Raw genomic sequence first — 26,146 nt, forward strand, 5'->3', positions numbered from 1 at the left:
AATTGAATTGACACATATAAGGAATAGGTCATGCAACATGTATATAGCAAAAGGTCTAACCGACAGTCATGGCCTATCAAAGCTTTAGCGATAGCGGTGGTCATAGGGCTGACTGGTACGGTGACTCAAGCCGCTACTGTCAATAGAAAGCCGATAGGTGACTTGGAGATTTATGCACCAGCCAAACCAGGCACCGCGACCATTTTTATGATGTTGGATACCTCAGGTAGTATGGGTGATGGTTTCATAGACGATGATTATGGAAACTCGTTCCGAAATTGTCGTACCAGCTCCGTGAGTTCAGAAAAAATCAATGCGGTTATCTATAAGCGTAAGCTTGATCCATCTGCTGAAGACGGGTTACTTCGAGATGTAGATGGTAATACGGTTAAAGACTTCCAAAATAAATACGCGACCATCAGTTTCACGCCTAGTGGTTGTACTGTTAATCGTGTGACAAGATATTCTAGATTGGTGCGTTTACAAATAGCCCTTATTGAATTGTTAGCAGATGATGTCTATAAATCAGATAATAGTTTAAAAGACACTGGTTCATTAGCGGACGACTATGAAATAGGCTTAGGTAACTATAGCTATAAAGGAGATGGTCGCTCAGGCGTGGTTGTTGTACCAACTAAAGCACTGACAGCTGAACAACGTGCCAAATTGATTGAATCAACGAAAGATTTACAAGCAACCGGTGGTACACCAACCTCACATGCTCTAGCAGAGTCCGGGGCTTATATGATGGGTACTACAACGGCACCTGACATAAAAATCGTTGGTGAGCGTGGCGTAAGTGGAAACTACTACCAGTACCGTAAATGTGAAAAAAACGCCGATTCACTATCACTTGACACTGGTCTCAATAAATACGTCTATACGTGCAGTACTTGGGGTTCTTGGTCATGGGATCAATCTATCCTGCCCAGTTATGATTCTACAGTCAATACTGGTTATTACGACCGTCTTTATTATCAAGGTAGCGACAATAGAGATAGCGGTTTCAATGACTCAGTAGAGACAGCCAAAACTCAAGGTAAAAATAGCTATAAGTCTCCTTTAAACCCAAAAGAATGTAGTGGAAATGGCATCTATCTGTTAACGGATGGTGAGCCGAATGGTAGTAGCAACGATAGATCGAAAACATTAATGAATACCTCATTATTAGGGGCTACATCACCATTGTCAGTCAGTAGTTGTAATGGTCTATCTGGTGGTAGCAGCAACGGTGCTTGGGGGTGTATGGCTGACTATGCAGAAGTATTACGTAACCCAGCCAATAACCCTCTTGGGTTGCCGATAAAAACCGCCACTGTTGGTTTTGGTAAAGCCTTTGATGGACTGACAGGCAAACGCTCTATCGTTATCGATGGAAAAACGAAAGAAGTCACAGACTGTGATAGTGGTAGAAGTGTAAACGCGAATACTCGGAATTTATGTAAACTGGGTGAGCGTAAAGGTGACAATGAAGTCAAAACCTTTGGTGATGGCGGTTTTTACTATACCGAAGAGTCAGCAGATATTGCTGCCAGTATTGTTGATTTTGCCTCAGGCTTGGTACAGATAATCAATACGGCACCTTCAGGTACTATTACTATTCCAGAGGATCCTTATCGCGCAGCAAACCAACTACCCTATGCCTATCTACCGATGCTCGATCCTAGTATTGCTTCAGCAGCCAGTATTTGGAGAGGCAACCTTAAGAAGTATGAGCTGAATAAAGGCACGCTATTCGGTAATAGCAGCAAACTGCTATACAAAGATGTCGCAGGTAACCTTGATGAGAAAACTCAAGATCTATGGCAAACTGCTGATTTCAAAGTAGAAGGCAGTATAGCCAACAATAATATTACCGCTGGTGGTGTTTATGCGCAATTGCGTACACCAAGCTCAAGCCTTGGTAGTGTTCGTAGCCTTTATGTTGAGGACTATACTTCGAGTGGTAATACCACACCGATTTTACGTAAATTGAGTGTGGATAGTAGCGGTAAGCCGCAAGGGTTTGACAAGCTAATAGATACAGGAGCGTACAGTCAGCTAAATCAACGCCGCTTACTGAGCTTTTTAGGTTTTACCAGTGTATTAACCAACGATGGACAGCCTACCTCCACGACAGAGGTGAAAAATTTAGTACTGACTCGTCCAACGAATGAAACTAAAGTTTTGGGCGGAGTGGTACATTCTAAGCCTGAAGCGATCTCCTATAGCGCTACTTTAGATGATAACGGGCGTATTACTGATACCCGTGATGATTATGTTTTATTTGGTTCTATGGACGGTGCCTTGCATTTGGTTGATGCTGATGATGGCAAAGAAGAAGTGGCTATCATCCCGAGGTCTATGTTGATTGCCCAACCAGAAGCGTTAGTAGATGGTTCGATTAGAGATAGAGTGGGCGAACCTTACTTTGGCGTTGATGCACCGTGGTTGGTAACAACGGATTACAACTTTGATTTGCCTGGAAAGCAGGTAAAAGTAGAAGAGGTAGCAGGTGAGAAAGGTATGTTTGCCTATGGCGGTCTAAGAATGGGCGGTGAGGCTTTTTACGGGATGAATATTAGTAAAAAAGCTGAACCAAAAATGCTGTTTACCATTACTAAAGCAGGACTGAGTTCAACCACGACTGCTAAATCTAACACTGTCGGTTTTGAGCGTCTAGGTCAAATTTGGAACAAACCAACATCAGCCAAAATTCGTATGAGTAAGGATGCTGACCCTATCAATGTACTAGTGTTTGGTGGTGGTTATGATATGAAATACGAAGATGATAGCTATGTACCAACAGCTAGTGCGCCTGCGAAAGGTAATGCTATCTATGTGATTAACGCCCAATCAGGTGAACTGATATGGTCGACCAGTGGTGAGTCAGGCAGTACAAAGAATATCAAAACCGACAAGATGATCAATAGTATGGTTGGTGGTATTACTGTACTTGATAGAGACAACGATGGTCTTATGGATCATTTATATGCAGCTGATTTGGGCGGACAAGTATTCCGTGCTGATTTTGAGAATGCTCGTCCTGAAAAATATGGTTTTACTGAAGTGGCCAGTTTCTCAAATAAGCGTGTTACACGAGTGCTTAATGCCGCACCTAGCACTGAGGCTTTTAAAAAATATGCGTATCGTTTCTATGATCGCCCCATCGTTAGTTTTTATCGTAATGAAGGGATTAGTGGGCAAACCATTGCTAATAATGGCAAGCTCTTTGCGTTAGTCAACGTTATCTCAGGTAATCGTAGTGCACCTTTATCTACTTTGCGTAACAATAATGACTACGCCAACCGTGTCTACGGCATCATTGACACCGATATTACCAACGCTGATTTATACAAAAGTGGATTTACGCCTGTAGCGCAAAATCTAACAGAAGGTGAACTGGTTAACTTAGCGACTACCCTTGGTGCTTCTCCTTCTGAAGCGCAGAAAAATGCTGCCAAGGTAAATATGATCAAAGGAAGTAAACAGGGGTGGTATTATCCGTTGACGAGATTCGATGGATACAACAATGTTAGGCATAATAAAGGCGTTGGTGATAGTGCAGTCATCAACAACTTGCTATATACCACGGTTTATAATCCAGATAAGCAATACGGTACAGTGGCTAGCTGTGCAGCTAAGATATCGGGTGGCTCAGAGCGTCAATTATACTGCCTACCTTATGGTGTTTGTATGGATAGCACTTCAGTATCAGGAACGGGTGGCTATATACCTGCTGGTCAGGGTATTCAGGAATTGACCCTTGGCGCATACGACAAGGACAATACAGACGTCAAAATATTGATAGGTACAACGACCATTACTGATCGTATAGAAGCAGCTAATCGTGCAGGGTACGGTTTGGATGGTATAAAGAACGATAGTAATATCAAAGACTTGTACCCAGGGGAGCCGAGTCGTCCTACACAGGCAACAGGTGATGGTACGGCTGCTGAGTTTTTATTCAATGAGCGCTATACTCTACAACCGCGAGCATGGTATGAAAGAAAGTAACAGCGTTAGTAGTGTAGTGATAAATGTATACATAAGCTTGCTAAGTACCATCCTTAGAGTCATTAAAAGTAAATGACTCTACTCGCACTCACAACAGGACACCGCGTATGACCAAGTCGCCCATCAATAAGACAGTAAGTACGGTAGCGCATAGCGGTGTGCGAGGCTTTACGCTTATAGAGCTGATGATTGTCATTTTTATTGTCAGTATACTGGCTGCCATCGCTGTTCCAAGCTATCGTCAATATGCCATCTTGAATGCTGAGCGTGATGTGCAAGCAAAAATGTTGCAGACACAGATAGAGCTTGAGCGCTGGCGTTCGAGAGCGTTGAGCTATCAAGGTTTTAGACCACAAGTCATTAGTAATAATATAGCGGCTTATCGTTATGATGAAAATGATAATAAGACTATCTATGTACCAGACGGTAGTGATGCAAGCAATTATCGCTATAAAATTGCACTGGTTGACGGTGGTGACACGAGTAAATCCCTTGTGACAACTGCCTCAGCTGGTAGTGTGGATAGCATTACTGGTCGTCGATGGAAAATGTTAGCCACACCGAACAGTTCGGGGATTACGAAAGGTGCCAATTATATCGTATTGACCAGTACAGGCCTGCATTGTCAAAATATCAGCAGTATTGATATTGCAGCGACTGACTGTGGTGCTGGACAGGAGACGTGGTAATGCTAGCAAGTTTTAATAAATGTCATCCATTATGGAAAAATAAACTAATGCATCAGCGTGGTTTTACGTTGGTAGAAGTTATGATTGTCGTCGCTATCATCGGTGTATTGGCGGCAATTGCCTATCCAAACTATCAGCGCTATGTCATGAAGTCTAAACGCACGGATATGATGAGTGAAATGCACAATATTGCATCACAGATTCAAAGTCGTAAATTGGTAGAAGGTAGCTACAGCAATGCTTTAGTGACGGGACTGGGTGGCGACTTTCCTAAACAAGGCAATGCGCTCTATACCATCAGCTTTACCCCCAATCCGCTCACTTCCGAGTGGCGCATCATTGCCACGCCAAAAGCTGGCAGCCAAATGGCAAATGATGGAACGCTCAGTCTTAATTATCAAAATAATAAGTGTCGCGGCAGCGTCTGCGGTACTGGAGATGATTGGAATGACTAGGAAAATATCTCTATGTATAAATTAAGCTGACAAAAATTGTCAGTAAGACTTACCTTTTACTACCTATAATAGGTGAACTGACAATTTTCAGTAGGGTAAGCGTAACATTATCTGTCAATTACTATTAGAGTCATCATTTTTTATGCAAAAATAGTAATAATAATCGGGTACTTAGCACGCATGTACATTATAGCCATTATTTTTGGCACGTTATATGCAACATCTCCTATAAGAGAAACAAACATATTATATTACTAAAGATAAAATGCGGCTGTATTAAAAGCAGCCATTTATCTTTATATACCCTAAAGGAGTTCTTATGAACACTGCTCAAAAAGGTTTTACCTTAATCGAACTAATGATCGTTATTGCTATTATCGGTATTCTAGCTGCGATCGCTATTCCTCAGTATCAGAACTATATTGCTAAGTCGCAAGTATCTGTCGGATTAGCTGACATAACTGCGGGCAAAATAAATACCGAATCGCAGCTTGCGGAAGGTATAGATGCAGATATTACTACTGCAGAGGCAGTTGGCTTACCAGAAAAGTCAACAGCATGTTCTGCAATTAGTGCATCAGTTACTGCAGCAGATGGTTCTGCAGAGCTAGAATGTACATTACAAGGAACTTCCCAGATCAGTGGTGAATCTATCACATGGACTCGTACTGCAGATGCTCCTGGAGCTAGTGGAGTATGGACTTGTACTACAACCGTTGATGATAAGTTATCACCTAAAGCTTGTATCTAAAATATAGTGATTTTGTTGTAGATATATTATTTATAAATAATTAAAGCCAAACATATATGTTTGGCTTTTTTATTGTCTATTAAATATATTAAACCATAATGACATCATGCATGCACTAATAGATATATGACCTTGGAGCTATTGCCACTATGAACTTAACTTTGAATTCTCATTCTGATTCGCAGTCTGGTTTCACGTCAATAGAGCTAATGATAGTGATTGCGATAATTGGTATTCTTGCTGCGATAGCTACTATAAGCTATCAGACGCAAGTTAGACAATCTCAATTAGCCTCTATACATCATGAACTAAATCAATTTCGATTACCGTATCAGATATTGGCAGATCAGGGAGCAGGAGTGATAGGTTATTCACCTACAGAGATGAATATACGAGCGAAGACGAATTATTGTCAATTCAGCGTTACAGCACCCAATACTGGTACTAAAACTGAAAATGCAGTCATTTGTCAAATACAAAATTTAAATTATGTGCAAGGTGAGACTCTTAGCCTTGATCGTAACGCTGATGGAGTTTGGCAGTGTAGAGCTTCAGCAGGTATTTCAAATAAATATTTACCTTGGGCATGCCAGTAAATTTTATCAAGATAATATATAAAATTACTAGTAATAAGAAATCGACATAGTAGCATATCGCTATTAGGTCGATTTTTATTATCTCAAAAAATTAAGTGCTTTAATAAAACGTTACTTCTCTAAATACTGAATCTTACCTTCCACACCATCCCACTTTTCAGCTTCTGGCAACTGACCTTTCATCTCAGTGATGTTTGGCCATTTTTGTGCCAGCTCTTCGTTTAGCTGAGTAAACATCTCTTGCCCTTTTGGTACTTCATCTTCTGAGAAGATAGCATTGGCGGGACATTCAGGCTCACATAGCGCACAGTCGATGCACTCATCAGGATCGATGACGAGGAAGTTCGGGCCTTCATAAAAGCAGTCCACAGGACAGACTTCCACACAGTCGGTGTATTTGCAAAGAATGCAGTTATCTGTAACGACAAAGGTCATAGTGAGGTCTACCTGTTATTGGATTGGCTAATATAATTTATCCTTTTTAAAAGAGTTACTATGCTCACCGTGCTTGAAGTATTATTGATACTTCTACACTCGGTTGCCTTAACTTTCTTTTAAATTGAATCAACTATAAGGGCTACATAGAATAGTTGGAAAATAAAGCACATTTTAACGCCTTTAAGGCTAATTGACAATTCCCTTTAATGACTAATGATTTTCTTCAAACGATACAATAAATCATGCGCTTGTTTTGGCGTTAGACTATCGGGATCAATCGCGCTAAGTTCATCCTGTAAGCTAAACAGCTGATTTTGCTGAGGAATATCATTCATGGCTTGAGTATGATTAGTAAGGTTTATATCTACTTTCTCTGTTTCGTGATAATTCATATGTTCGCATTTATCATTTACTGACTTAGCTAATTCATTTTTGTCATCAACGGTTGTCACGTTTTCTACGTTAATAGGGTCTAATTTCAAGTTATCTGCTAAGTAGCGCTTGGCATCATCCAGTACTTGGGTAGGAATTCCTGCCATTTTTGCCACATGCAGACCAAAACTAGAGCTTGCGGCACCATCCTTGATTTGGTGCAGTAGTAGCAGTTGACCGTCGATTTCACTGGCAGCGACATGGACGTTGCGAATGCTGGCATGATAATTTGCATTATTTTCTATGTGATTGTCTATATTGTTTTCCGCCAATTTTGTCAGTTCAAAGTAGTGAGTGGCAAATAATGTCAGACAGCCAATCTCTAGTAGCCGATTGACGCAAGCATGAGCAATGGCCAAGCCATCAGTAGTTGCTGTGCCACGTCCGACTTCATCCATCAGCACCAGCGACTTATTAGTTGCTTGATTGAGAATATTGGCGGTTTCAATCATTTCCACCATAAAGGTGGATTTGCCGCCCGCCAAATCATCAGCCGAGCCAATACGGGTAAAGATACGGTCGATATCACCAATATGAGCACACGCAGCTGGTACAAAGCTGCCGCAATGCGCCAGTAAGACAATCAGCGCGGTTTGACGCATATAGGTGGATTTACCACCCATATTAGGACCAGTAATCATCAACAGTCTTTCAGGGTTTTCATCACTGCCTAATGCACAATCATTAGCGACAAAATGGCAGCTATGCTTGGCAGGAGTATTGCTGTGAGTATGAACAGGGTTTAGTGCGGCTTCGACGACGACATGACGACCTGCTTTTATATCGATACTGGTTTGACTGCCAGTATTGGATCTATTTGTATTCTCTGAATTATTATTCATGACTGGGCGCTGCCAGTTATAAATAGTTGCCAGCTGCGCCCAATTACTGAGCACATCTATTTGCGCAACCGCAGCGCTGAGTTGTTGCAGTTCGGCTAAATGGTTGCTGAGTTCAGTTAAGAGTTCGTGATACAGCTGCTTTTCACGAGTCAATGCTAAGCTTTGCGCGCTCAGATATTCTGTCTCAACTGTTTTTAGCTCATCAGTGATAAATCGCTCGCTGCTCTTCAGCGTTTGCCGACGAATAAAATGTGCTGGTGCATTCTTTGCCTGCATCTTGGGCAATTCAAAATAAAAGCCGCTGACTTTATTAAAGCCTACTTTTAGGCTAGGTAATTGGCTCTCTAAACGCGCGCGTTCCACCATCTCATCCAAAGTCACTTGAATATTGTCATGCAGATGAGTCAGGCGATCAAACTCAGCATCATAGCCTGCGGCGAGCATGCCGCCATCACGAATATGGGCAGGCGGTTCTGCGATAATAGCTCGCTCAATCAGCTCAGCGACGGAATGTATGGCAGGTAACTGCGCAGGCAATTGTTGCATTAGCATCGGCAACAGTCCTGCTTGTTCATGGCGAATACCTGCATTCGTCAGTAGCGTCGTAAGCTGGGCGCTACTAGCAATACCCTCAGCCAATTTACGTAAATCGCGCGGCTTGGCACTCATTAGCCCAATACGGCTACTAATACGTTCAATATCGCCGATAGCGTTTAAGGTTTCGCGTAAGCTGGTAACTAATGAGATATTTCCCGAGCTTTGCTCAGGCTGTTTATCAGTATTTAACAAACTGGTTATCGCATCTAAGCGCATATTAATGCGCGAATGCTGACGCAGTGGGCGTTTCATTTGCTGCATGAGTAAGCGTCGACCCATCGGCGTTTGACAATGATTAAGTACAGATATTAATGACGTACCATTACTGCTAACGGGGGTAAATAGCTCAAGATTTTGCTGACTATTGGCATCAATAATTAAATAGTCGTCACTGTACTCAACGATCAGCTGATTAAGTTGTGGCACATGACGCTGCTGAGTTTGCCGCGCATAATGTATGAGCGCTGCACAGCTAGATTGGGCAAGAAGTGCGTCATTGATTCCTAGTCCCTCAAGGCGCTGCACGTCAAACTGCTGGCAAAGGGTTGCGCTGGCATGCTCACGGTGGAAGTCATTTGCCGCCACTTCGATAATCGGACAGTCGAGATGTTGACGTAGCCACAGCATCCAATCTTCGCCGATACGGTCGTTAAGTGCTTCGCTAACGATACATTCACTGGGCGCAAAGCGTGCCAGCACCGTCAGCATTTGCGTTTGTAATTCTTCAATATCGTCATGGCTGTTATTAGAGATGGCGCTAAGCGTTTGCGTCGTTAGTGTTCCAGCGGCTAAATCCATTTGGCTAATGGCAGCTTGCACAGGTTGTTTGCTGTTCGATTTAGGTATCTCGATATCAATGGCGACCACAGTTGGCGTATGATTGGGCGCAATTAAAGCATCATCAGTAATTGTCCCTGCGGTCAGCGTTTTAACCACTTCACGGCGCATAATACTGCCAGCAGCAGATTTACTTTTATCTTTTTTCTGCTTATCGCCCATCGTCGGAGCATTGGACGGGTTATTCGTGTTGTCAGTGCCAGTGGCTGATTCGTCAATTTGCTCACACACAACGACGGTTTGCCCAGCAGCTATCAACCTTGCCATGTAGCTATCGGCCGCATGAAAAGGCACACCTGCCATGGCAATGGTATTGCCCGCTTTATCTGTACCACGGCGAGTCAAGGTGATGTCTAATATTTGTGCCGCGCGCTTGGCATCATCAAAAAATAACTCATAAAAATCACCCATGCGGTACAGCAGTAACGCTTGTGGATAGTTGGCTTTCATGGTTAGATATTGCACCATCATCGGCGTATGATCTGCCAAATGATAAACGGTATCGCCTACCATCAACTGATCGGAGGTCAAAGGTGTTGCGGTCTGTTGTTTTGATATTGCGTACTTCGACGGAGTAGGTTTGGCGGCGTTAAGGTTTTGAGCGGATGGCTTAGCGATCATGCAGAGTCTCTTATAATGCTTCAATGGGTTTTTTAGTCAGCTGGCGTTAAATAGACGACGGTATATACAGATCAGCGTAAAAAAATAGATGAGAAAAACACTCGCTTATGAGTGGTTGATTTGCAAGATTTTGGTTAATTTTTACCAAAATAGCTTTATTAAAGAATCATCATAGCGCGCAAATTTAGCAGTCAAAAAACTAAGAAGTGTGAAATTGTAAGTACTATTTTAGCACGTCCTGCCGCGCTTTTACGTCGGCAAATATCTACTCGCTGCCCTTGTATCCATCGGCGTCATAACCATATATAATGACGTCACACTTAATTGGGCGATACTTCATTAGGCGACACTTCATTGGGCAGTACCTTATTAATCAGTGCTTTGTTAACAAAAGGTACTTAGTCAGGTGATGACTGTAATGACAAGGCGGCAGCGGGCGAAGCTTTGGCTAATGCGCACTAATTATCGAATATTTCCATAGGTCAAAAAATTATGTTATCAAAGATTATAGGCAGTGTGGTTGGCACTAAAAATGACCGCGAATTAAAGCGCATGCGCAAAGTGGTCAGCAAAATCAACGCACAAGAGGCTGCGGTACAAGCCCTGTCTGATGAGCAATTACAACAAAAAACTGAAGAGTTTAAAGCAAGGCACCAACAAGGTGAAAGCTTAGATGCATTACTACCAGAAGCGTTTGCCGTCTGCCGTGAAGCGTCATTACGCGTCAATGGTATGCGTCATTATGATGTGCAGCTGATCGGTGGTATCACCTTGCACGAAGGCAAAATCGCTGAGATGAAAACCGGTGAAGGTAAAACCCTAATGGGTACTTTGGCGATGTACCTCAATGCCATCAGTGGTAAAGGTGTCCATCTGGTTACGGTCAACGATTATTTGGCGGCACGTGATGCTGAATTGAACCGTCCATTATTTGGCTTTTTGGGCATGACCGTCGGTGTCATTTATTCACAGCAACCGCCGCAAGAAAAAATCGACGCTTATCAAGCGGATATTACTTACGGTACCAATAACGAATATGGCTTTGATTATCTGCGCGATAACATGGTCTTTAGTTTAAAAGAGAAAAAGCAGCGTCCATTAAACTTCTGTATTATCGATGAAATTGATTCTATTTTAATCGATGAAGCTCGTACGCCGCTGATTATTTCAGGTCAAGCCGAAGATTCTTCACGTATGTACGCGCTGATTAATACCATTATCCCTGTGCTGATTCGCTCAAAAGATGAAGAAGCCAATAAGAATAATGAAGAAGAAGATTTTTGGATTGATGAAAAAAATCGTCAAATCGAAATCAGTGAAAAAGGCTATGAAAAAATTGAGCGCTTCTTAATCGAAGTCGGTGAGTTGGGTGAAAATGAAAGTTTATACAGCCCAAGCCGTTTGCCCTTATTGGCTCACGTACAAGCTGCCATTCGCGCCCATCATGTATTTGTTAAAAACGTCCACTATATCGTCGATGATGGTGAAGTGGTTATCGTTGATGAAAACACGGGTCGTACCATGCCAGGTCGCCGTTGGTCAGAAGGTCTGCATCAAGCGGTAGAAGCCAAAGAAAACGTCGAAATTCAAGCAGAAAACCAAACGCTTGCGACCACGACGTTCCAGAACTACTTCCGTTTGTATGAAAAATTATCAGGTATGACAGGTACCGCTGATACCGAAGCAGCAGAATTTAAATCAACTTATGACTTAGATGTCATCGTGATTCCAACGCACGAGCCGATTGCTCGTATCGATATGGATGACCAGATTTTCTTAACCAAGTTAGGAAAATACAAAGGTATCATTCGCGAAATCAAAGAGATTCAAGCCAAAGGTGCCCCAGTCTTGGTTGGTACGGCGACGATTGAAGCCAGTGAAGAGTTGTCTTATTTGCTCGATCAAGAGGGCGTCAAGCATAACGTCCTAAACGCCAAACAACACGAACGTGAAGCCGAAATCATCGCGCAGGCGGGTAGTCCAAAGGCTGTGACGATCGCGACCAACATGGCAGGTCGCGGTACCGATATTATCCTTGGTGGTAACTGGCAGTCGTTTATTGAAGACATCGATTCGGTCAGTCCTGAAGAAATGGCACGCCTAAAAGCAGAATGGCAAGTCAAGCATGACCAAGTGGTTGCGGCTGGCGGTTTGCATATCATTGGTTCTGAGCGTCACGAATCACGCCGTATCGATAACCAGCTACGTGGTCGTGCCGGTCGTCAAGGTGACCCTGGGATGTCGCGTTTCTTTTTATCGCTCGAAGATGACTTGATGCGTATCTTTGCTGGTGACCGCGTCGTAAATATGATGCGTGCCATGGGCCTTAAAGAAGATGAAGCCATTGAGCATAAAATGGTCTCAAAATCAATTGAAAATGCCCAAGGTAAAGTAGAAAGCCGCGATTTTGATGCGCGTAAAAATCTGTTGAAATATGATGACGTCGCCAATGAGCAGCGTAAAGTGATCTATGGTCAGCGTGATGACTTGCTAGCAGAGATGGACTTGCTTGAAGCCATTGAGATTATGCACGAAGAAGTTTATAACGCCATGATTAACCAGTTTATTCCGCCAGGTTCTATCGATGACCAATGGAATATTGATGGCTTAGAAGACGAGCTTGAAAATGAATTTAAGATTGCGATGCCGATCAATGATTGGCTCGATGAAGATCGCCGCTTAGATGAAGAAGGGTTGCGTGCCAAAATCATCCAAACAGCTATCGATCGCTATCATAGCCGCCGTGAGCAGATGGGTGAAAAAGATGCTGCTCAGCTTGAGCGTCACTTTATGCTACAGAGCTTAGACAAGCATTGGAAAGAGCATTTGACCCAAATGGATCAGCTGCGTAAAGGCATTCATCTGCGTGGTTATGCACAGAAAAACCCTGAGCAAGAATATAAGCGTGAATCATTTGAGCTGTTCCAAATGATGCTTGGCGCAATTAAATCTGAGACCGTTCAAGATTTATCACGTGTCCATATTCCGACTAAAGAAGAGCTAGAAGCGCTGGAAATACAGCAGCGTGAGAATGCTGCTCATATGCAAATGCAGTTCGAGCATAGTGATATTGATAATATGGATAGCGGAGCTGAAAAAGCCGCCGCGCAAAATCGTAATCTTGCTGGTAGTGCGGTCGCAGGTGCTATTGTGGGTAGTGGTAATAATGCCAATGAGGCAGACCCATACGCTGGTATGAATATCAGTCGTAACGCCCCATGCCCTTGTGGTTCAGGTCTTAAGTACAAGCAATGTCATGGTAAAATATAGCATTCATAAACGAATATTGATAATAAAAAGCTAAGCATTGCTGCTTATATATCTTTAATATTCGTTAGTCTCAAAAGCCCTTATCTACTTTAGATAAGGGCTTTTCTGTATTTGCTCATATTCTTTGTCTCTAAATCATCTTGAATCGACTATATTATTTGTAGATAGTAAAGTTGACTCTTCACAAACGTGTTGGCTATATTTCGTATTGATTACTTACAAATTCAACATAGGCGTGAATTTATGGACACGTTATAGTGTTTAACATATTCATTGGGGAAAGTGTTATGACTATAGAATTATTAAAAAAATTGCGTACTTCTGTGGCGCTGACTGGCTTACTTGCTGGCGTTCTGACGCTTAGTGCTTGTCAACAACAGTCAGAGACAGAAGCGGGTATAGATGATGGTGCTCATAGCGAAGAAACGGTACCGATGTCCGCTGAACCTGCTGAGCCTAATGAGGTGGTTGTCGATACAGCGGATGCATCGCTTAGTGAAGTACAGGATGATACCGTAGCTTCGGTCAATAGTGGCGTCAGTCAAATAGCCTATCTGTGCTCACCCGAGCTGAAAGTTAATGCAACTTATAAAGAAGATGCCAAACAAGTAGTCATCGCGACTGATACGGGTACGGTGACATTAAATAAAACCAATGATGCCAGTAATCCAGAAGTGTTCGAAGTAGCAACTGCTATTGATGGTAGTCAGGGCTTTACCCAGTGGCGTGTAGCACACGAAGCGCGTGAGACGGGTGTGATGCGTACAGCAGGTACAGATGCGGCGAACGTCAGCACTTATGAATGTAAAAAAACCTCATAATAAGTAAGCAATCAAGAAAAAAGCAACGATAACGTTGCTTTTTTTTATGTCTAGTTTTAATGAGTCAGAAAAATTATTTATGAGGAGTGGCACTAGACTCATGTGCCAAAAATCCCTCTTCTTTCACATCTAATTCTTCATGCTTAAGCACTACTTGGATACTATCTGTATGGGTATGAGTGGTTTTATTGATATCGATTTCTTGGATAGCATAAGTGTCTTTAGTAATAGTAGCCACTTGACGTGATAGGACAATTTCAATCGGTTCATCACCAATTTCGATCTGTTTACCATTCACGATAACGACCGCCTTGCTATCTAACGATGGCTCGACATGGCGTAATATATCCTTTTCATCATAATTGCCTGACAATAAGTCCTGACTTTTCGCATCGTGGTATTCAGTGCGAATAGTAATATATTCTTCTACCAACTCAATAGGCACGTCAATAGTTTTGGTACGAGCATGCTTGGTCACCGTTACTTTACCGACATCTAAACGCTCTTTATTGATGACAGGACGCTCTTCTAATAGCTCCAAGTGTCCAACATTATGATTGCTCTTATCTATGTCATTACTGCTTATATCATTACTCTCTATGTCATAATCTACTGTGCCATTATTACTATCAATTGGGGAAGTTATAGCGTTTGGTGTCACTTGCTTGTTATGTAAACCCTCTTTTAGAAAGCTATCGTTCTGGATGCTGTCGTCGTGATTGGTAGTCATCATAATGTCCTTATCTTTAAGAAATAATCGTTATACAATATTTAAAAGTCGTTTTTGCAGATTTTGCAAGGTTAGCATTATCAGATGTCATTAAGTATTTTTAATTCCTAAGTATTTTTGAGTATAGTAAGCAAAAAAAGACCAGAGGCATGCTCTGGTCTTAATTCACTAAGTAAAAATACTTAGCTGCTTATTACGGTCATATATTGCTCGGCAATCTTACTTTTTAATGAGAGCCAAACAGTATGACGGTTTAGCGTATTACATACCACGAGCGCGGCGTACGTCTTCTGCAGTAATACCATCACGGTCGATTATGTTACCTTCGCGGTCTACTACGTTACCATCGCGATCGATATCCAATTCTTCACGTTGGATAGTCTCAACGATAGTTTCAGTATGACGTTCAGTGGTTTTACCGACATTCACTTCTTCAGATACGTAAGTGTCTTTACCAACGCGGGCACGTTCAGCCTCTAGTTCAACCTCAATGGTTTGATTACCATCAATGTCACCGATACGGCGATCTGTTGGACGATCTACGTTAGTACGCTGGATATTAGCATGCTCTTCTTCTAGTTCAACATCGACATTACGCTCTTCGGTCACTATATGCTTACCAACTTTAACCAAACCTGCCACGATACGATCTTTATTGACGGTCAAGCGCTCTTCTAATAGCTCTAGTGTGTTTGGTGCGTCATAGGCATGGTCTGCAATCTCCATACGCTCTGCAACTGGAACAGTATCAGCGACAAATGCTTGACGATCCTTTTGATACTGATCTTTGTAGCTATACTGATAATCATGGTCATATACTTCCATGGCATCGACTTGAGCCTTGGTCAAGCTGTCAAAGAATACGTCATCACCAACGATACGTGCCAGACCTGCTGGTACTAATACTTCTTTTGAGCTGAACCAGCCGCCTGCATCAACGATCAAATAACGAATGCGACCAGTGGTATCTTCTACTAATGCACCTTCAATTTTACCGATTTTTTCTTCATTGACGCCGTAAGCAGTTTTACCTGTTGGGTCATAATAATCATCACCGATTAAATCTTTATGAGTAGCTTGGATATCCTTTAAACGAATTAGTTGGCTCATTGTTGTCTTCCTTTTTTATGAGTTAATCATTATTAATTATTTTAAAAACAATCGTTGTTTTGGAAAAGTTAAATTTCTAGTAAAAATATTTTTATAATAAAGTGTGTAGCAAGCCATGTGAGTAGCCTCTACATCGACTTGTAAGAATCTTAACATCATGATTTTCGATGAGATATATGAGCAAGGTAGCAAAGTGTGCGCTTGAAGTAATTGCGTGTAATAGGCTGTAAGTGGCATAACATAGCTGGGGTCAAAGATTAACGTGTCTTTACACAGAGCAATATTCCTAGCTTATTTAAGAGTCATAGACACGGAAAAACCGCAAAGCAAATAGCGATGCGGTTCCTGATATTTTGAAAATTTTATAATAAATGATAATGATAAAAGCTAATTTAACATATCAATCGATTAATTAATCTGCTTGAGTATCAAGCAAGTTCAATAGCAACAGCCACGGCTTCACCGCCACCAATACAAAGTGTCGCAACGCCTTTTTTGCCGCCAGTACGCTTGAGAGAGTTGATAAGCGTGATCAAGATACGAGCACCTGAACAGCCTACTGGATGACCGAGTGCACAAGCGCCGCCTTCGACGTTTACTTTAGCATGGTCGATTTTTAGCTCGTCCATCGCCGCCATGGTTACCATTGCAAACGCTTCGTTGATTTCCCATAGGTCAACATCAGCGACTGACCAATCAGCACTAGCCAATACTTTTTCAATTGCACCAATCGGAGCAATGGTAAATTCGCTTGGGTGACGAGAGTTTGATGCGGTTGCAACGATACGCGCTTGATAATCAAGGCCTTCAGCTTTCGCTTGCGATTCTTTCATGACCACAACCGCTGCCGCACCGTCTGAGATTGAGCTGGCGTTTGCTGCCGTGATGGTGCCATCTTTGGCGAAGGCTGGACGTAGAGTAGGGATACGCTCAGCATTAGCAAGCGCTGGTTGCTCATCGGTATCGACGGTTTGCTCGCCTTTACGGGTTTTAAAAGTCACTGGCGTGATTTCATCTTTGAAGTGGTCGTCTTTGATAGCAGTGAGCGCACGATTTAGCGATTCGATAGCAAACGCATCCATTTGCTCACGGGTATAGCCTTTTTCATCGGCCATTTCCTGTGCGAACATACCCATCAGTTTGCCAGTTTCAGCATCTTCCAAACCGTCTAGGAACATATGATCTTTGACTTCTTTATGTCCCATACGGTAGCCGCCACGTGACCCTGGCATAATGTATGGCGCATTAGTCATTGATTCCATGCCACCAGCGACTGCCACATTGAAACTACCTGCTTTGATGCCGTCATGTGCTTGCATGACTGCTTTTAGCCCTGAACCACAAAGCTTGTTAATAGTGACAGCGCCAGTTGCATCAGATAAACCTGCATTACGCATCGCTTGACGCGCAGGACCTTGACCCAAGCCTGCGGTCAAGATACAGCCCATAATGACTTCATCAATACTATCGACTGCCACACCTGAGCGTTCGACAGCGGCTTTAATAGCAGCGCCACCAAGTTCCGTTGCGCTCATATCTTTTAGTGCGCCTTGGAAGCCGCCCATTGGAGTACGTGCGCCGTTTAAAATTACAATTGCATCATTTGACATCGTTATTATTCCTTTTTACGTATTTTAAATGAGTTTGTTTTAATTAAAACCAAACGCGGACTAGATAGCATCTTTTAGGCTCAATAACTGCGGGCTTTATGCTAGCTCATCTAAGCGAATGCGTACTACTTTATCAGTAATGGTCTCTAATTTTTCAATTTTTTCGATGGCTAGATTCATCTGACTTTCGACCACGGGCAGCGTCAAGATAATAACCGGAACTTGACCAACTTTGTGCGCAGGTTTTTGTAAAATCGCATCGATATTGATACCAGCATCGCTTAGAATGCGAGTAATATCTGCCAAGACACCAGGGCTATCATAAGCATGTACGCGCAGATAATAACCGGTAATCATCTGCTCAGCGCGCAATATGGGCGTGTCTGATAGCTGCTCAGGGATAAATGCTAAATGCGGCACATGGTGACCGTGGTTGTTTTGATTACTGTTGCTTTCATCGTTACTGTCTTTGCTACCTAGAACACGCACCAAATCCATCACATCGGCCATTACCGCAGAAGCGGTTGCGCCAGCACCAGCACCATCACCGCAATATAGCGTCTGTCCAAGCGGATGAGAGTTGACCAGTACGGCGTTTTTTACGCCATTGACGTTGGCGAGTAACGCATCCTGCGGAATGAGCGTTGGGTGCACGCGCAGCTCGATACCAGAAGCCTCATCATTACCTTGACCATCACGGCGTACGGCAAAGCCCAAATGCTTGATACGGTAGCCAAGCTCTTCCGCATAGTTGACGTCTTGTAAGGTGATACCAGTGATGCCTTCACAGTAGACCTTATCAAATTGCAGCGGAATACCAAAGGCGATAGAGGCGAGTAATGCCAGTTTATGAGCCGCATCAATACCTTCGACATCAAAAGTCGGATCTGCTTCTGCATAACCCAATTCTTGTGCTTCGCTCAACACGTCGGCAAACGGGCGACCTTTGTCACGCATTTCGGTCATGATAAAGTTGCCAGTACCGTTGATGATACCTGCTAGCCAATCGATTTTATTGGCAGCGAGCGCTTCGCGCATTACCTTAATGATAGGGATACCGCCTGCGACTGCTGCTTCATAAGCGACATGGACGTTATGCTCTTCAGCAAAGGCAAAGATTTCGTTGCCATGTTCTGCCAATAGCGCCTTATTTGCAGTCACCACATGCTTGCCGTTTTTAATGGCGTGCATAATTACGTCTTTGGCAAGGGTCGTACCGCCAATCACCTCGACGACGATATCGACATTGTCGCTTGCAGCAGTTGCCATCAAGTCACTGTTTTGCATAATATTGGGATCAATATCATCACGATGACGGCGCGTACCAACTTCGGTAATGATAATGTCGCGTCCGCTACGGCGTTTTAGCTCACTTAAGTTGTCATTGATTAGATTGATCACGCCCGTTCCGACGGTGCCCAGACCAAGTATCGCTAGTTTGATGGAATTACTCACAGTATCCTCAAGAGGTTAAATATAATGAACCAATGGTAACGCTGTCACAGAGTCAAATGCACATGCGCTACTAGCTGTAGTAGTTGCGTGCATTTTGACAGTCGCAGCTTTATCGATTTTTCATTACAGTTGAATAAAAAATACTCAAATAAAAAGTATGCTGCTGATTTTTCATAGCGCTTTATCGTATCATACCGACAAGCAGTTGTGACGTCTACACAATGTCGCCACCGTCATAGATATCACAAATACCTGAAAAAATAATAAATTTTAGCTAGCACCGACAGCTTGAGCCAACTCCGCCGCAGGTAGATAGCCGCCTACTTGCTGACCAGATTCTGTAAAGATAGCGGGAGTACCACGCACACCAAGTTTTGCACCCAGTGCCATGTGTTCTTGTACAGGGCTGGCACAGCTAGGCGCTTGTACATCAGCGCCCATTTTTCCTTGATTCATTGCCGCCTTACGATCTTGACTACACCAAATGGCTTCCATTTTTGGCACCGATTCCTGACTGCGCGGCCATGCCAAATAACGTACTTCGATACCACGTGCATTGATATCATCCATCTCTTCATGCAGTTTACGACAATAACCACAGTCTGCATCGGTAAAGGCATAGACCACTGACTTCGTTTCGCCTATGGCTGGATAAATCACCATGTCTTTTTTATCGACGGCTTTTAGGGCTTCTTGTGCGGTACTAGCAACCAATGCCGCACTGATATCGACAGGCAGAGCCTCACCAACAGCAATAATCTGACCTTGGATAATGTGTTTGCCAGACTTATCAGTAAAGAAAGAAGGCAGTCCTTCCACTGTGACCCAATAAATACCATCCATATCTGTTGGTACGGCTGAAATGATATTTTCTTCAATACCGGACGTATTCAAATTCGCCTGCAACGCCTTTACCACGGCAGCATCGCTATTATCGGATGCCTTACTCGTACTGGTTTTAGCATCGGTATTATTGACGATACTGGTGTTGCTAGTCGCATCTGCTGCATTGTTTGAGCAGCCCGTAGCAACCACAACAAGCAGTGCACTCATCATAAAGCGAGATAAATTATTTCGAGAAAAGCGGTTTTGAGCAAAGGTGTTTTTTGCAATCGGGGATGACATATATAGGTGTCCTGTAGGCATCGTGCCTAATCGTGAAGTCGTTTTAAGAAAAATGATACTAAATTTCCATATAAAGCAATACGTAGCGATATTGTCTTAAAGGTTTAAAATTAAAAGGTTTTTTTACAATTTAATAATTATAAAAGGTAAGTAATCATGTCGCCTATATTAACATATTTATGGCAAATAACAGCCACAGGCTATGAGGTGATATAGGGAGGTTAGGGTAGCAATAATAGTAGTAGGCATAAACGTCAATTCAAAAAAATAAGATACATTCGTACTATTTAATATCGACGCTTGCCCTTGTAGTCTACGGCTAATAACAGTGTTTTTATAAAAATTCCTATAAAACTATTGGTATCAGTTATTTTTAACCCTTTATTTCAATAAATTTTTGCTAAGGAGTACACATGGCAGGTGCCAGTTTATTAACCCTACTTGATGATATCAGTGTGATATTGGATGATGTTTCCGTCATGACCAAAGTCGCTGCTAAAAAAACCGCTGGTGTATTGGGCGATGATTTGGCGCTCAACGCAGAACAGGTCACGGGTGTCAAAGCCAATCGTGAGCTACCAGTGGTCTGGGCGGTTGCCAAAGGCTCATTTATTAATAAACTTATTCTAGTACCAGCGGCACTCTTGATTAGTGCTGTTTATCCACCGCTGGTCACTTTTTTACTAATGTGTGGTGGTTTGTTTTTGGTTTATGAAGGCGCTGAAAAAGTCATTCATCGATTTTGGCCACATGCTTTGCCGCATGATGAGGAGCAAAATGCTCGTCGGCAAGCCAATGCTGATGAGACTATAGATTTGGTCGCTTTTGAAAAGGAAAAGATCAAAGGTGCAGTACGTACGGATTTTATTCTGTCAGCTGAGATTATCGTAATTGCCTTGGGATCAACGGCAAGCGCCACTTTGTTAGAACGAAGCTTGGTGCTGTCTATTTTAGCCATCGGTATTACGATTGGTATTTATGGCTTGGTTGCTGGTATCGTGAAGATAGACGATGCAGGTCTGCATTTAATGGAACAAGAAGGGGCGTTCAAGCAAAAATTGGGCAAGTTAATGTTTGCAGCGGCACCCAAACTGATGAAGTTTCTATCTATCGCTGGCACGTTGGCAATGTTTTTAGTAGGCGGTGGTATCTTAGTACACGGTATCGGCTTTTTACATCATGGAGTAGAGGATATCGCTGATTTAACGGGTATCTTTGAAAGCTTAACGACAACGGTATTAAACGGCGTCATTGGTTTTATCATTGGCGCTGCGGTTGTGGCTATCTTCACAGTTATTAGTAAAATTCGTGGAAAGGACGACACAGCGTCATCTGCACACTAAGTCGGTTACCTGTGCTTTAGCTTTATATTTTTTGTCATTTTATTTCGTAAAAAAGCCCCAAAGTTGCTGACAACTTTGGGGCTTTTGCGTTGGGCGTTATACGATTAACTTTCGCTATTTGAGTCATCAGCTTCTAGCTTTTCAGCTTGCGTGGGCTTTTTATGCTCCGTTTTAGGCTTACGGCTACGTGCCTTTGGTACTTTTGGTGTGGTCAAATTAAACATACCAGTTTGCGGCAGCAGTTGTTCAGCCACATTCTCAATCATGTTTTTATAACTGGCAATCGTGGTTTTTGACTTAGCAGCCTGACTGTCGTCTTTGCCCGCTTCTTTGGTATTGATAAGTTGCTCTACCTTAGGCTCATCTGCTGGCTTAGTTTTTTCAACGTCAGCCTCTTGAGTATTAGCCTCTTGAATGTCAGCAGCTTCGCTATCGTCATGTGCCCCGTCAATCTTTTCAGCTGCTACATGCTCAGCCATAACAGTGCCTTCATTCGACGGCTCGTTAGTTGCTTCTACTAGGGCTTGATCTGCTTCTAGTAATTGTTCGCTGTCAGCACTGATATTATTAGCCTGAGCTTGATTGGCTAGAGCATTTGCCTCAACATCATGAGCATCCACATTGTTATCATCATGTTCAATAACCGCTTGCTCAGTATCAGTCGTCTGTTCGGTCGGTAGACTCAACACTGCGGGCTCCTGATAACTAGGATGTTGACCACGTGGATCGTTGCCAGCACGCTTACCAATGGCGCGTGGTTCGACGTCTGTTTTACCTTGCGTTGCCGCAAATTGACTGACCGCTTGTGTCATCGTTTCAAAGCGCGTCAGGTAATCTGCCGCCAATGGCTGATAGCCATAGTTGCTAAAGTCGAAATTGCTATCCTCAACTTTGGTATCAGCAGTCGGTGTGACGCTCGTTTCAATGTTGGCTGATTTGTTAGCTGATTTTGCTTGCTGCGTATGTGCATCGATAGCAGCAATAAAGCAACTAATGACACCGTCATTTTTCAAACGACTTTCTGCATCTGCCAATGCTTGACGAACAAAATCACCAACGGTGCCACGAATAGTCGATGCGCTTACCACTGCAGGCTCAGATACTGGTGGTTGTTGAGTTGCTTGCACTTGCTGACTACGAACCACACGTGGATCATTACTAGCCTGACCAAACTTCTCAGCAGTCACGTAGCGTTTGGCAAACAATGCTTCGTGCGTTAACGCCAGTGCTGAGTTGTTTTTATCATTTGCGCTATGACTGTCATTGGCATTGCTAAAATCGGCGTCACTGTCGGTAGTAACGTCAACAGTGTCACTATTCGCTTTTTCTGTGGATTCTGATTCTGGCTGCTTTGGTGTTATTGCTACGCTGTCCACGTCGGTATCCACAGATTTTGAATGGTCAGCTTGGTCTTTGGTAACGCTGTTAGATGTTGGTTGCTCATCTATAGCAGGTTTCTTGACAGTAGCGTTACTGTCTGTTTTCGGGGCATTATTTTGTCCCTTGTCCTCAGTGGTGCTAACGTTAACCTCATCAACATTAACATCATGAGTCGCTACAGTGCCTTCGTCGTTACCCTTCACAGCAGCTGTTTCAGGAGCAATTTTTTTGTCATTGCTCTGCTGATTATCACTTTGCTGTGTATTAGCTTCTTTTTTACAGCTTTCTTTATCAACATCATTTACTGATTTTTGCTTTTCAGTAGATTGAGACTTTGTCTGTATAGACTTACTGTCATCTAGAGACAAGTGCACGACTTCTGGTGATTTCAGCTCAACAGGTGCTTCATTGACCTGTAGCACGACTTCATTAGGATCTTGACTTCGACGCGTGTTAGAGTGATTTTTTCGGCCGTTCGCACCTGTCGTCGCTTGCTGATTGGGTTGCTTAATGTTTTCAGCTGTTAGTGTCTCGCCGCGCTCTAACTTGCCACGTGAGCCGCGTTGACTATGCGATTTACGCTTCGCACGAGTTTGCTCATCTGCCGTATTACTGTCTTTATCAGCATCATCATTGCGCTCGTTTGCATGGTGGCTACTGTCTTGACGACTGCTGTTTTGCTGATTATTGTCTTGACGATTGTTGCGGTTGCGCTCATTCGTGCGTCTGGTATCCTGTTGACGTTTGTTTTGATTGTCAGCCTGCTTGTCATCAGCGTTATTTGCCGCATTATTTGAGGTGTTGTTCTCGGTATCGCCGCTTACTTCATTGCTCGACTCTTCTGCCTGATCTTTTCTTTGACGAGGTTTAGAAGATCTAGATTTACGTGGCTTACGTCTTCTTCTATCTTCATTACTGCTATCATCATCGGTGTCGCTGTCTGAGCTACGACGTGCTTGTTGACGATTGGCATTGTTGTCGGCCGGTTGTTCGTTATTTTTCTGACTGTTCTGCTGATTTGCTGGTACGTTGTTCGATGCACCCGTTGATGTATTACTCAGAGCACTGCTATCCACTTGTCCAAATGAGCCTAAGCTTTGTGCGCCATTATTTACTAGTGCTTCAATGGCTTCTGCTGCATCACGACTACTGACGCTAGGCGTCGTTGAGGCTTGTGGTGCTTGCGCAAATAGGTTTGATAACCACGCCACTGCTTGTGGCTGGGCCGCTGTCTCAACATGTGCAGGAGCTGTAGTTGCTGCTACTGGAGCAACAGGGGCAGGGGCTGCCACACTCTGGTTGTTGTTTGCTTGTGGCGCGCGCGCCGATGAAACGTTGGTCGTATTTTTATTGTTGCGATGGTCGTTGCTGTGTTTACTATGCTCAGCTGTACTGGTCGGTTTGTTTGATTGGCTAGTAGTATCAGTATCGTTGCTCGCTACCTGACGTGGCTGGCGCGTTGGCTGTTGCTCTGGACGCTCTTTTTCAGCCGTTTGCCAGTCAACTTCATAACCCAAATCGCTATGTTCTTGGGCTGTATCCGTAATACGCTCATAACTTGAAGGCGCAAAGCCATCACGGTTAAAGTGTAGTTTAAAGTTAGGCGACTCTAAATGCGCGTGTGGCAAAATCGTGATACGCGTGCCACTGTCTTGCTCAAGATAAACTAAGGCATCACGTTTTTCGTTTAATAAGAAGGCGGCGATATCTGTTGGAACTTCTGCTTGTACTTCGCCTTGACGCTCTTTTAGCGCGATTTGTTCGATCTGACGCATAATTGATAGTGACAATGAGCGCAAGTCACGAATCATGCCGTTACCATGGCAGCGTGGGCAGATATAGCCGGTTGATTCTTCTAGCGATGGACGTAGACGCTGACGGCTCATTTCCATCAAACCAAACTTAGAAATATCACCAAATTGCACGCGTGCACGGTCATATTTGGTGGCATCAATCAGACGTTTTTCGACTTCTTTTTGATGCTTATTGTCATTCATATCAATAAAATCAATGACAATCAAACCACCCATATCACGCAAACGTAGCTGACGGGCAATTTCATCGGCTGCTTCTAGGTTGGTATGATACGCAGTTTCGGCAACGTCTGAACCTTTGGTCGACTTGGCTGAGTTGATATCGATAGAGACTAGTGCTTCAGTTTGATCAATAACGATTGAGCCGCCTGATGGCAAACGCACTTCACGTTGATACGCGGTTTCGATCTGTTTTTCGATATTAAAGCGCGAAAACATGGGCTCATAATCGGTATATTTGCGTAGCTTTTCTGCTTGTTTTGGCATAACCGCATCGATAAATCCTGCCGCTTCAATGTAAGCGTTTTCGTTATCGATCCAAATTTCAGCGATATCATCACGTAGGTAATCACGGACAGCACGGGTTACGACGCCTGCTTCTTGATGTACCAAGCGCGGTGACGGATATTTCTGGTTTTGTTCTTGAATGGCTTGCCAGATATTCAGCAAGTGGTTTAAATCATGCTGCAAGTCCTCTTGAGTTTTACCAATACCCGCGGTACGAATGATGACACTCATACCTTTTGGCAAATCAAGATTGCTTAGCATACGCTTCATGTCTTCACGAAGTTTGCCCGAGATTTGACGTGAGATACCGCCGCCACGAGGGTTGTTTGGCATCAATACCAAATAGCGACCTGCTAAAGAGACATACGTCGATAGGGCAGCGCCTTTATTGCCGCGCTCCTCTTTTTCGACTTGGACGATTAATTCATCGCCTTCTTTGATCAGTTTTTTGATATTTTCGTCACGTGGATTACCGCTTAAGTATTCAGCAGAGATTTCACGAATGGGTAAAAAACCTTGGCGCTGTGAGCCATATTCGACAAACACCGCTTCAAGCGATGGCTCGACACGGGTCACATGACCTTTATATATATTGGATTTTTTTTGTTCACGAGTACGGTTTTCAAGATCGAAATCGTAAAGATGATTGCCTTTACATAAGGCGACACGAATTTCTTCGTTTTGAGTAGCGTTGATCAAAATGCGTTTCATATTTGTATCCTATGAG

General features: G+C 43.2%; 16 protein-coding genes. 8 read left to right on the top strand and 8 right to left on the bottom strand.

Going from position 1 to position 26,146, the window contains the following annotated elements; all coding sequences use genetic code 11:
• Nucleotides 1–30: 30 nt before the first annotated feature.
• The 5 genes from JFC08_RS02410 (at nucleotide 31) to JFC08_RS13710 (ending at nucleotide 6,487) form a co-directional block, all read left to right on the top strand.
• Nucleotides 31–3,996, top strand: a complete 3,966-nt coding sequence (locus JFC08_RS02410; protein ID WP_198329582.1) for a pilus assembly protein — start codon at nucleotides 31–33, stop codon at nucleotides 3,994–3,996.
• A gap of 107 nt (nucleotides 3,997–4,103) precedes the next feature.
• A complete protein-coding gene (locus JFC08_RS13950; RefSeq protein WP_055123501.1) occupies nucleotides 4,104–4,685 on the top strand; it encodes a type IV pilin protein in 582 nt (193 codons plus the stop codon).
• Entirely contained in the window at nucleotides 4,685–5,140 is a 456-nt protein-coding gene (locus tag JFC08_RS02420) for a type IV pilin protein (protein ID WP_227697604.1), read from the top strand. Before JFC08_RS13950 ends, JFC08_RS02420 begins: the two co-directional genes overlap by 1 nt.
• Nucleotides 5,141–5,459: 319 nt before the next feature.
• Complete coding sequence (locus JFC08_RS02425) at nucleotides 5,460–5,891, top strand: pilin (protein ID WP_198329583.1); 432 nt, start codon at nucleotides 5,460–5,462, stop codon at nucleotides 5,889–5,891.
• A 149-nt stretch (nucleotides 5,892–6,040) separates the two neighbouring features.
• Nucleotides 6,041–6,487, top strand: a complete 447-nt coding sequence (locus JFC08_RS13710; protein WP_198329584.1) for a pilin — start codon at nucleotides 6,041–6,043, stop codon at nucleotides 6,485–6,487.
• A 111-nt stretch (nucleotides 6,488–6,598) separates the two neighbouring features.
• Here the strand turns inward: JFC08_RS13710 and fdxA are convergent, their stop codons facing one another.
• Nucleotides 6,599–6,922 (bottom strand): ferredoxin FdxA, encoded by a 324-nt coding sequence (fdxA, locus tag JFC08_RS02435; protein WP_055123496.1) that lies wholly within the window; start codon nucleotides 6,920–6,922, stop codon nucleotides 6,599–6,601.
• Between the two features lie 206 nt (nucleotides 6,923–7,128).
• Entirely contained in the window at nucleotides 7,129–10,254 is a 3,126-nt protein-coding gene (gene mutS / locus JFC08_RS02440; protein ID WP_198329585.1) for a DNA mismatch repair protein MutS, read from the bottom strand.
• A 492-nt stretch (nucleotides 10,255–10,746) separates the two neighbouring features.
• Between mutS and secA the strand changes: the two genes are divergently transcribed.
• A complete protein-coding gene (gene secA / locus JFC08_RS02445) occupies nucleotides 10,747–13,524 on the top strand; it encodes a preprotein translocase subunit SecA (RefSeq protein ID WP_045443474.1) in 2,778 nt (925 codons plus the stop codon).
• A gap of 287 nt (nucleotides 13,525–13,811) precedes the next feature.
• Nucleotides 13,812–14,345, top strand: coding sequence for a hypothetical protein (locus tag JFC08_RS02450; RefSeq protein WP_198329586.1), 534 nt, complete (start codon nucleotides 13,812–13,814; stop codon nucleotides 14,343–14,345).
• 73 nt (nucleotides 14,346–14,418) lie between these two features.
• Here the strand turns inward: JFC08_RS02450 and JFC08_RS02455 are convergent, their stop codons facing one another.
• The 5 genes from JFC08_RS02455 to JFC08_RS02475 form a co-directional block, all read right to left on the bottom strand.
• A complete protein-coding gene (locus tag JFC08_RS02455) occupies nucleotides 14,419–15,075 on the bottom strand; it encodes a YsnF/AvaK domain-containing protein (protein WP_227697605.1) in 657 nt (218 codons plus the stop codon).
• Between the two features lie 261 nt (nucleotides 15,076–15,336).
• Nucleotides 15,337–16,185: a DUF2382 domain-containing protein gene (locus tag JFC08_RS02460; protein ID WP_198329588.1), complete on the bottom strand. Its 849-nt coding sequence runs from the start codon at nucleotides 16,183–16,185 to the stop codon at nucleotides 15,337–15,339.
• A 428-nt stretch (nucleotides 16,186–16,613) separates the two neighbouring features.
• The gene (locus JFC08_RS02465) at nucleotides 16,614–17,795 is read right to left on the bottom strand and encodes a thiolase family protein (RefSeq protein ID WP_193836941.1); all 1,182 of its coding nucleotides are present in this window, start codon (nucleotides 17,793–17,795) and stop codon (nucleotides 16,614–16,616) included.
• A 96-nt stretch (nucleotides 17,796–17,891) separates the two neighbouring features.
• Nucleotides 17,892–19,250 (bottom strand): homoserine dehydrogenase, encoded by a 1,359-nt coding sequence (locus JFC08_RS02470; RefSeq protein ID WP_198329589.1) that lies wholly within the window; start codon nucleotides 19,248–19,250, stop codon nucleotides 17,892–17,894.
• Between the two features lie 270 nt (nucleotides 19,251–19,520).
• A complete protein-coding gene (locus JFC08_RS02475; protein WP_198329590.1) occupies nucleotides 19,521–20,375 on the bottom strand; it encodes a DsbC family protein in 855 nt (284 codons plus the stop codon).
• A gap of 413 nt (nucleotides 20,376–20,788) precedes the next feature.
• Between JFC08_RS02475 and JFC08_RS02480 the strand changes: the two genes are divergently transcribed.
• Nucleotides 20,789–21,718 (top strand): DUF808 domain-containing protein, encoded by a 930-nt coding sequence (locus tag JFC08_RS02480; RefSeq protein ID WP_198329591.1) that lies wholly within the window; start codon nucleotides 20,789–20,791, stop codon nucleotides 21,716–21,718.
• A 104-nt stretch (nucleotides 21,719–21,822) separates the two neighbouring features.
• On the opposite strand, the gene JFC08_RS02485 is transcribed toward JFC08_RS02480, so the two are convergent.
• Complete coding sequence (locus JFC08_RS02485) at nucleotides 21,823–26,130, bottom strand: Rne/Rng family ribonuclease (protein WP_198329592.1); 4,308 nt, start codon at nucleotides 26,128–26,130, stop codon at nucleotides 21,823–21,825.
• Between the last annotated feature and the right edge of the window lie 16 nt (nucleotides 26,131–26,146).

Source organism: Psychrobacter cibarius, assembly GCF_016107535.1.
Taxonomy (GTDB): Bacteria; Pseudomonadota; Gammaproteobacteria; order Pseudomonadales; family Moraxellaceae; genus Psychrobacter; species Psychrobacter cibarius.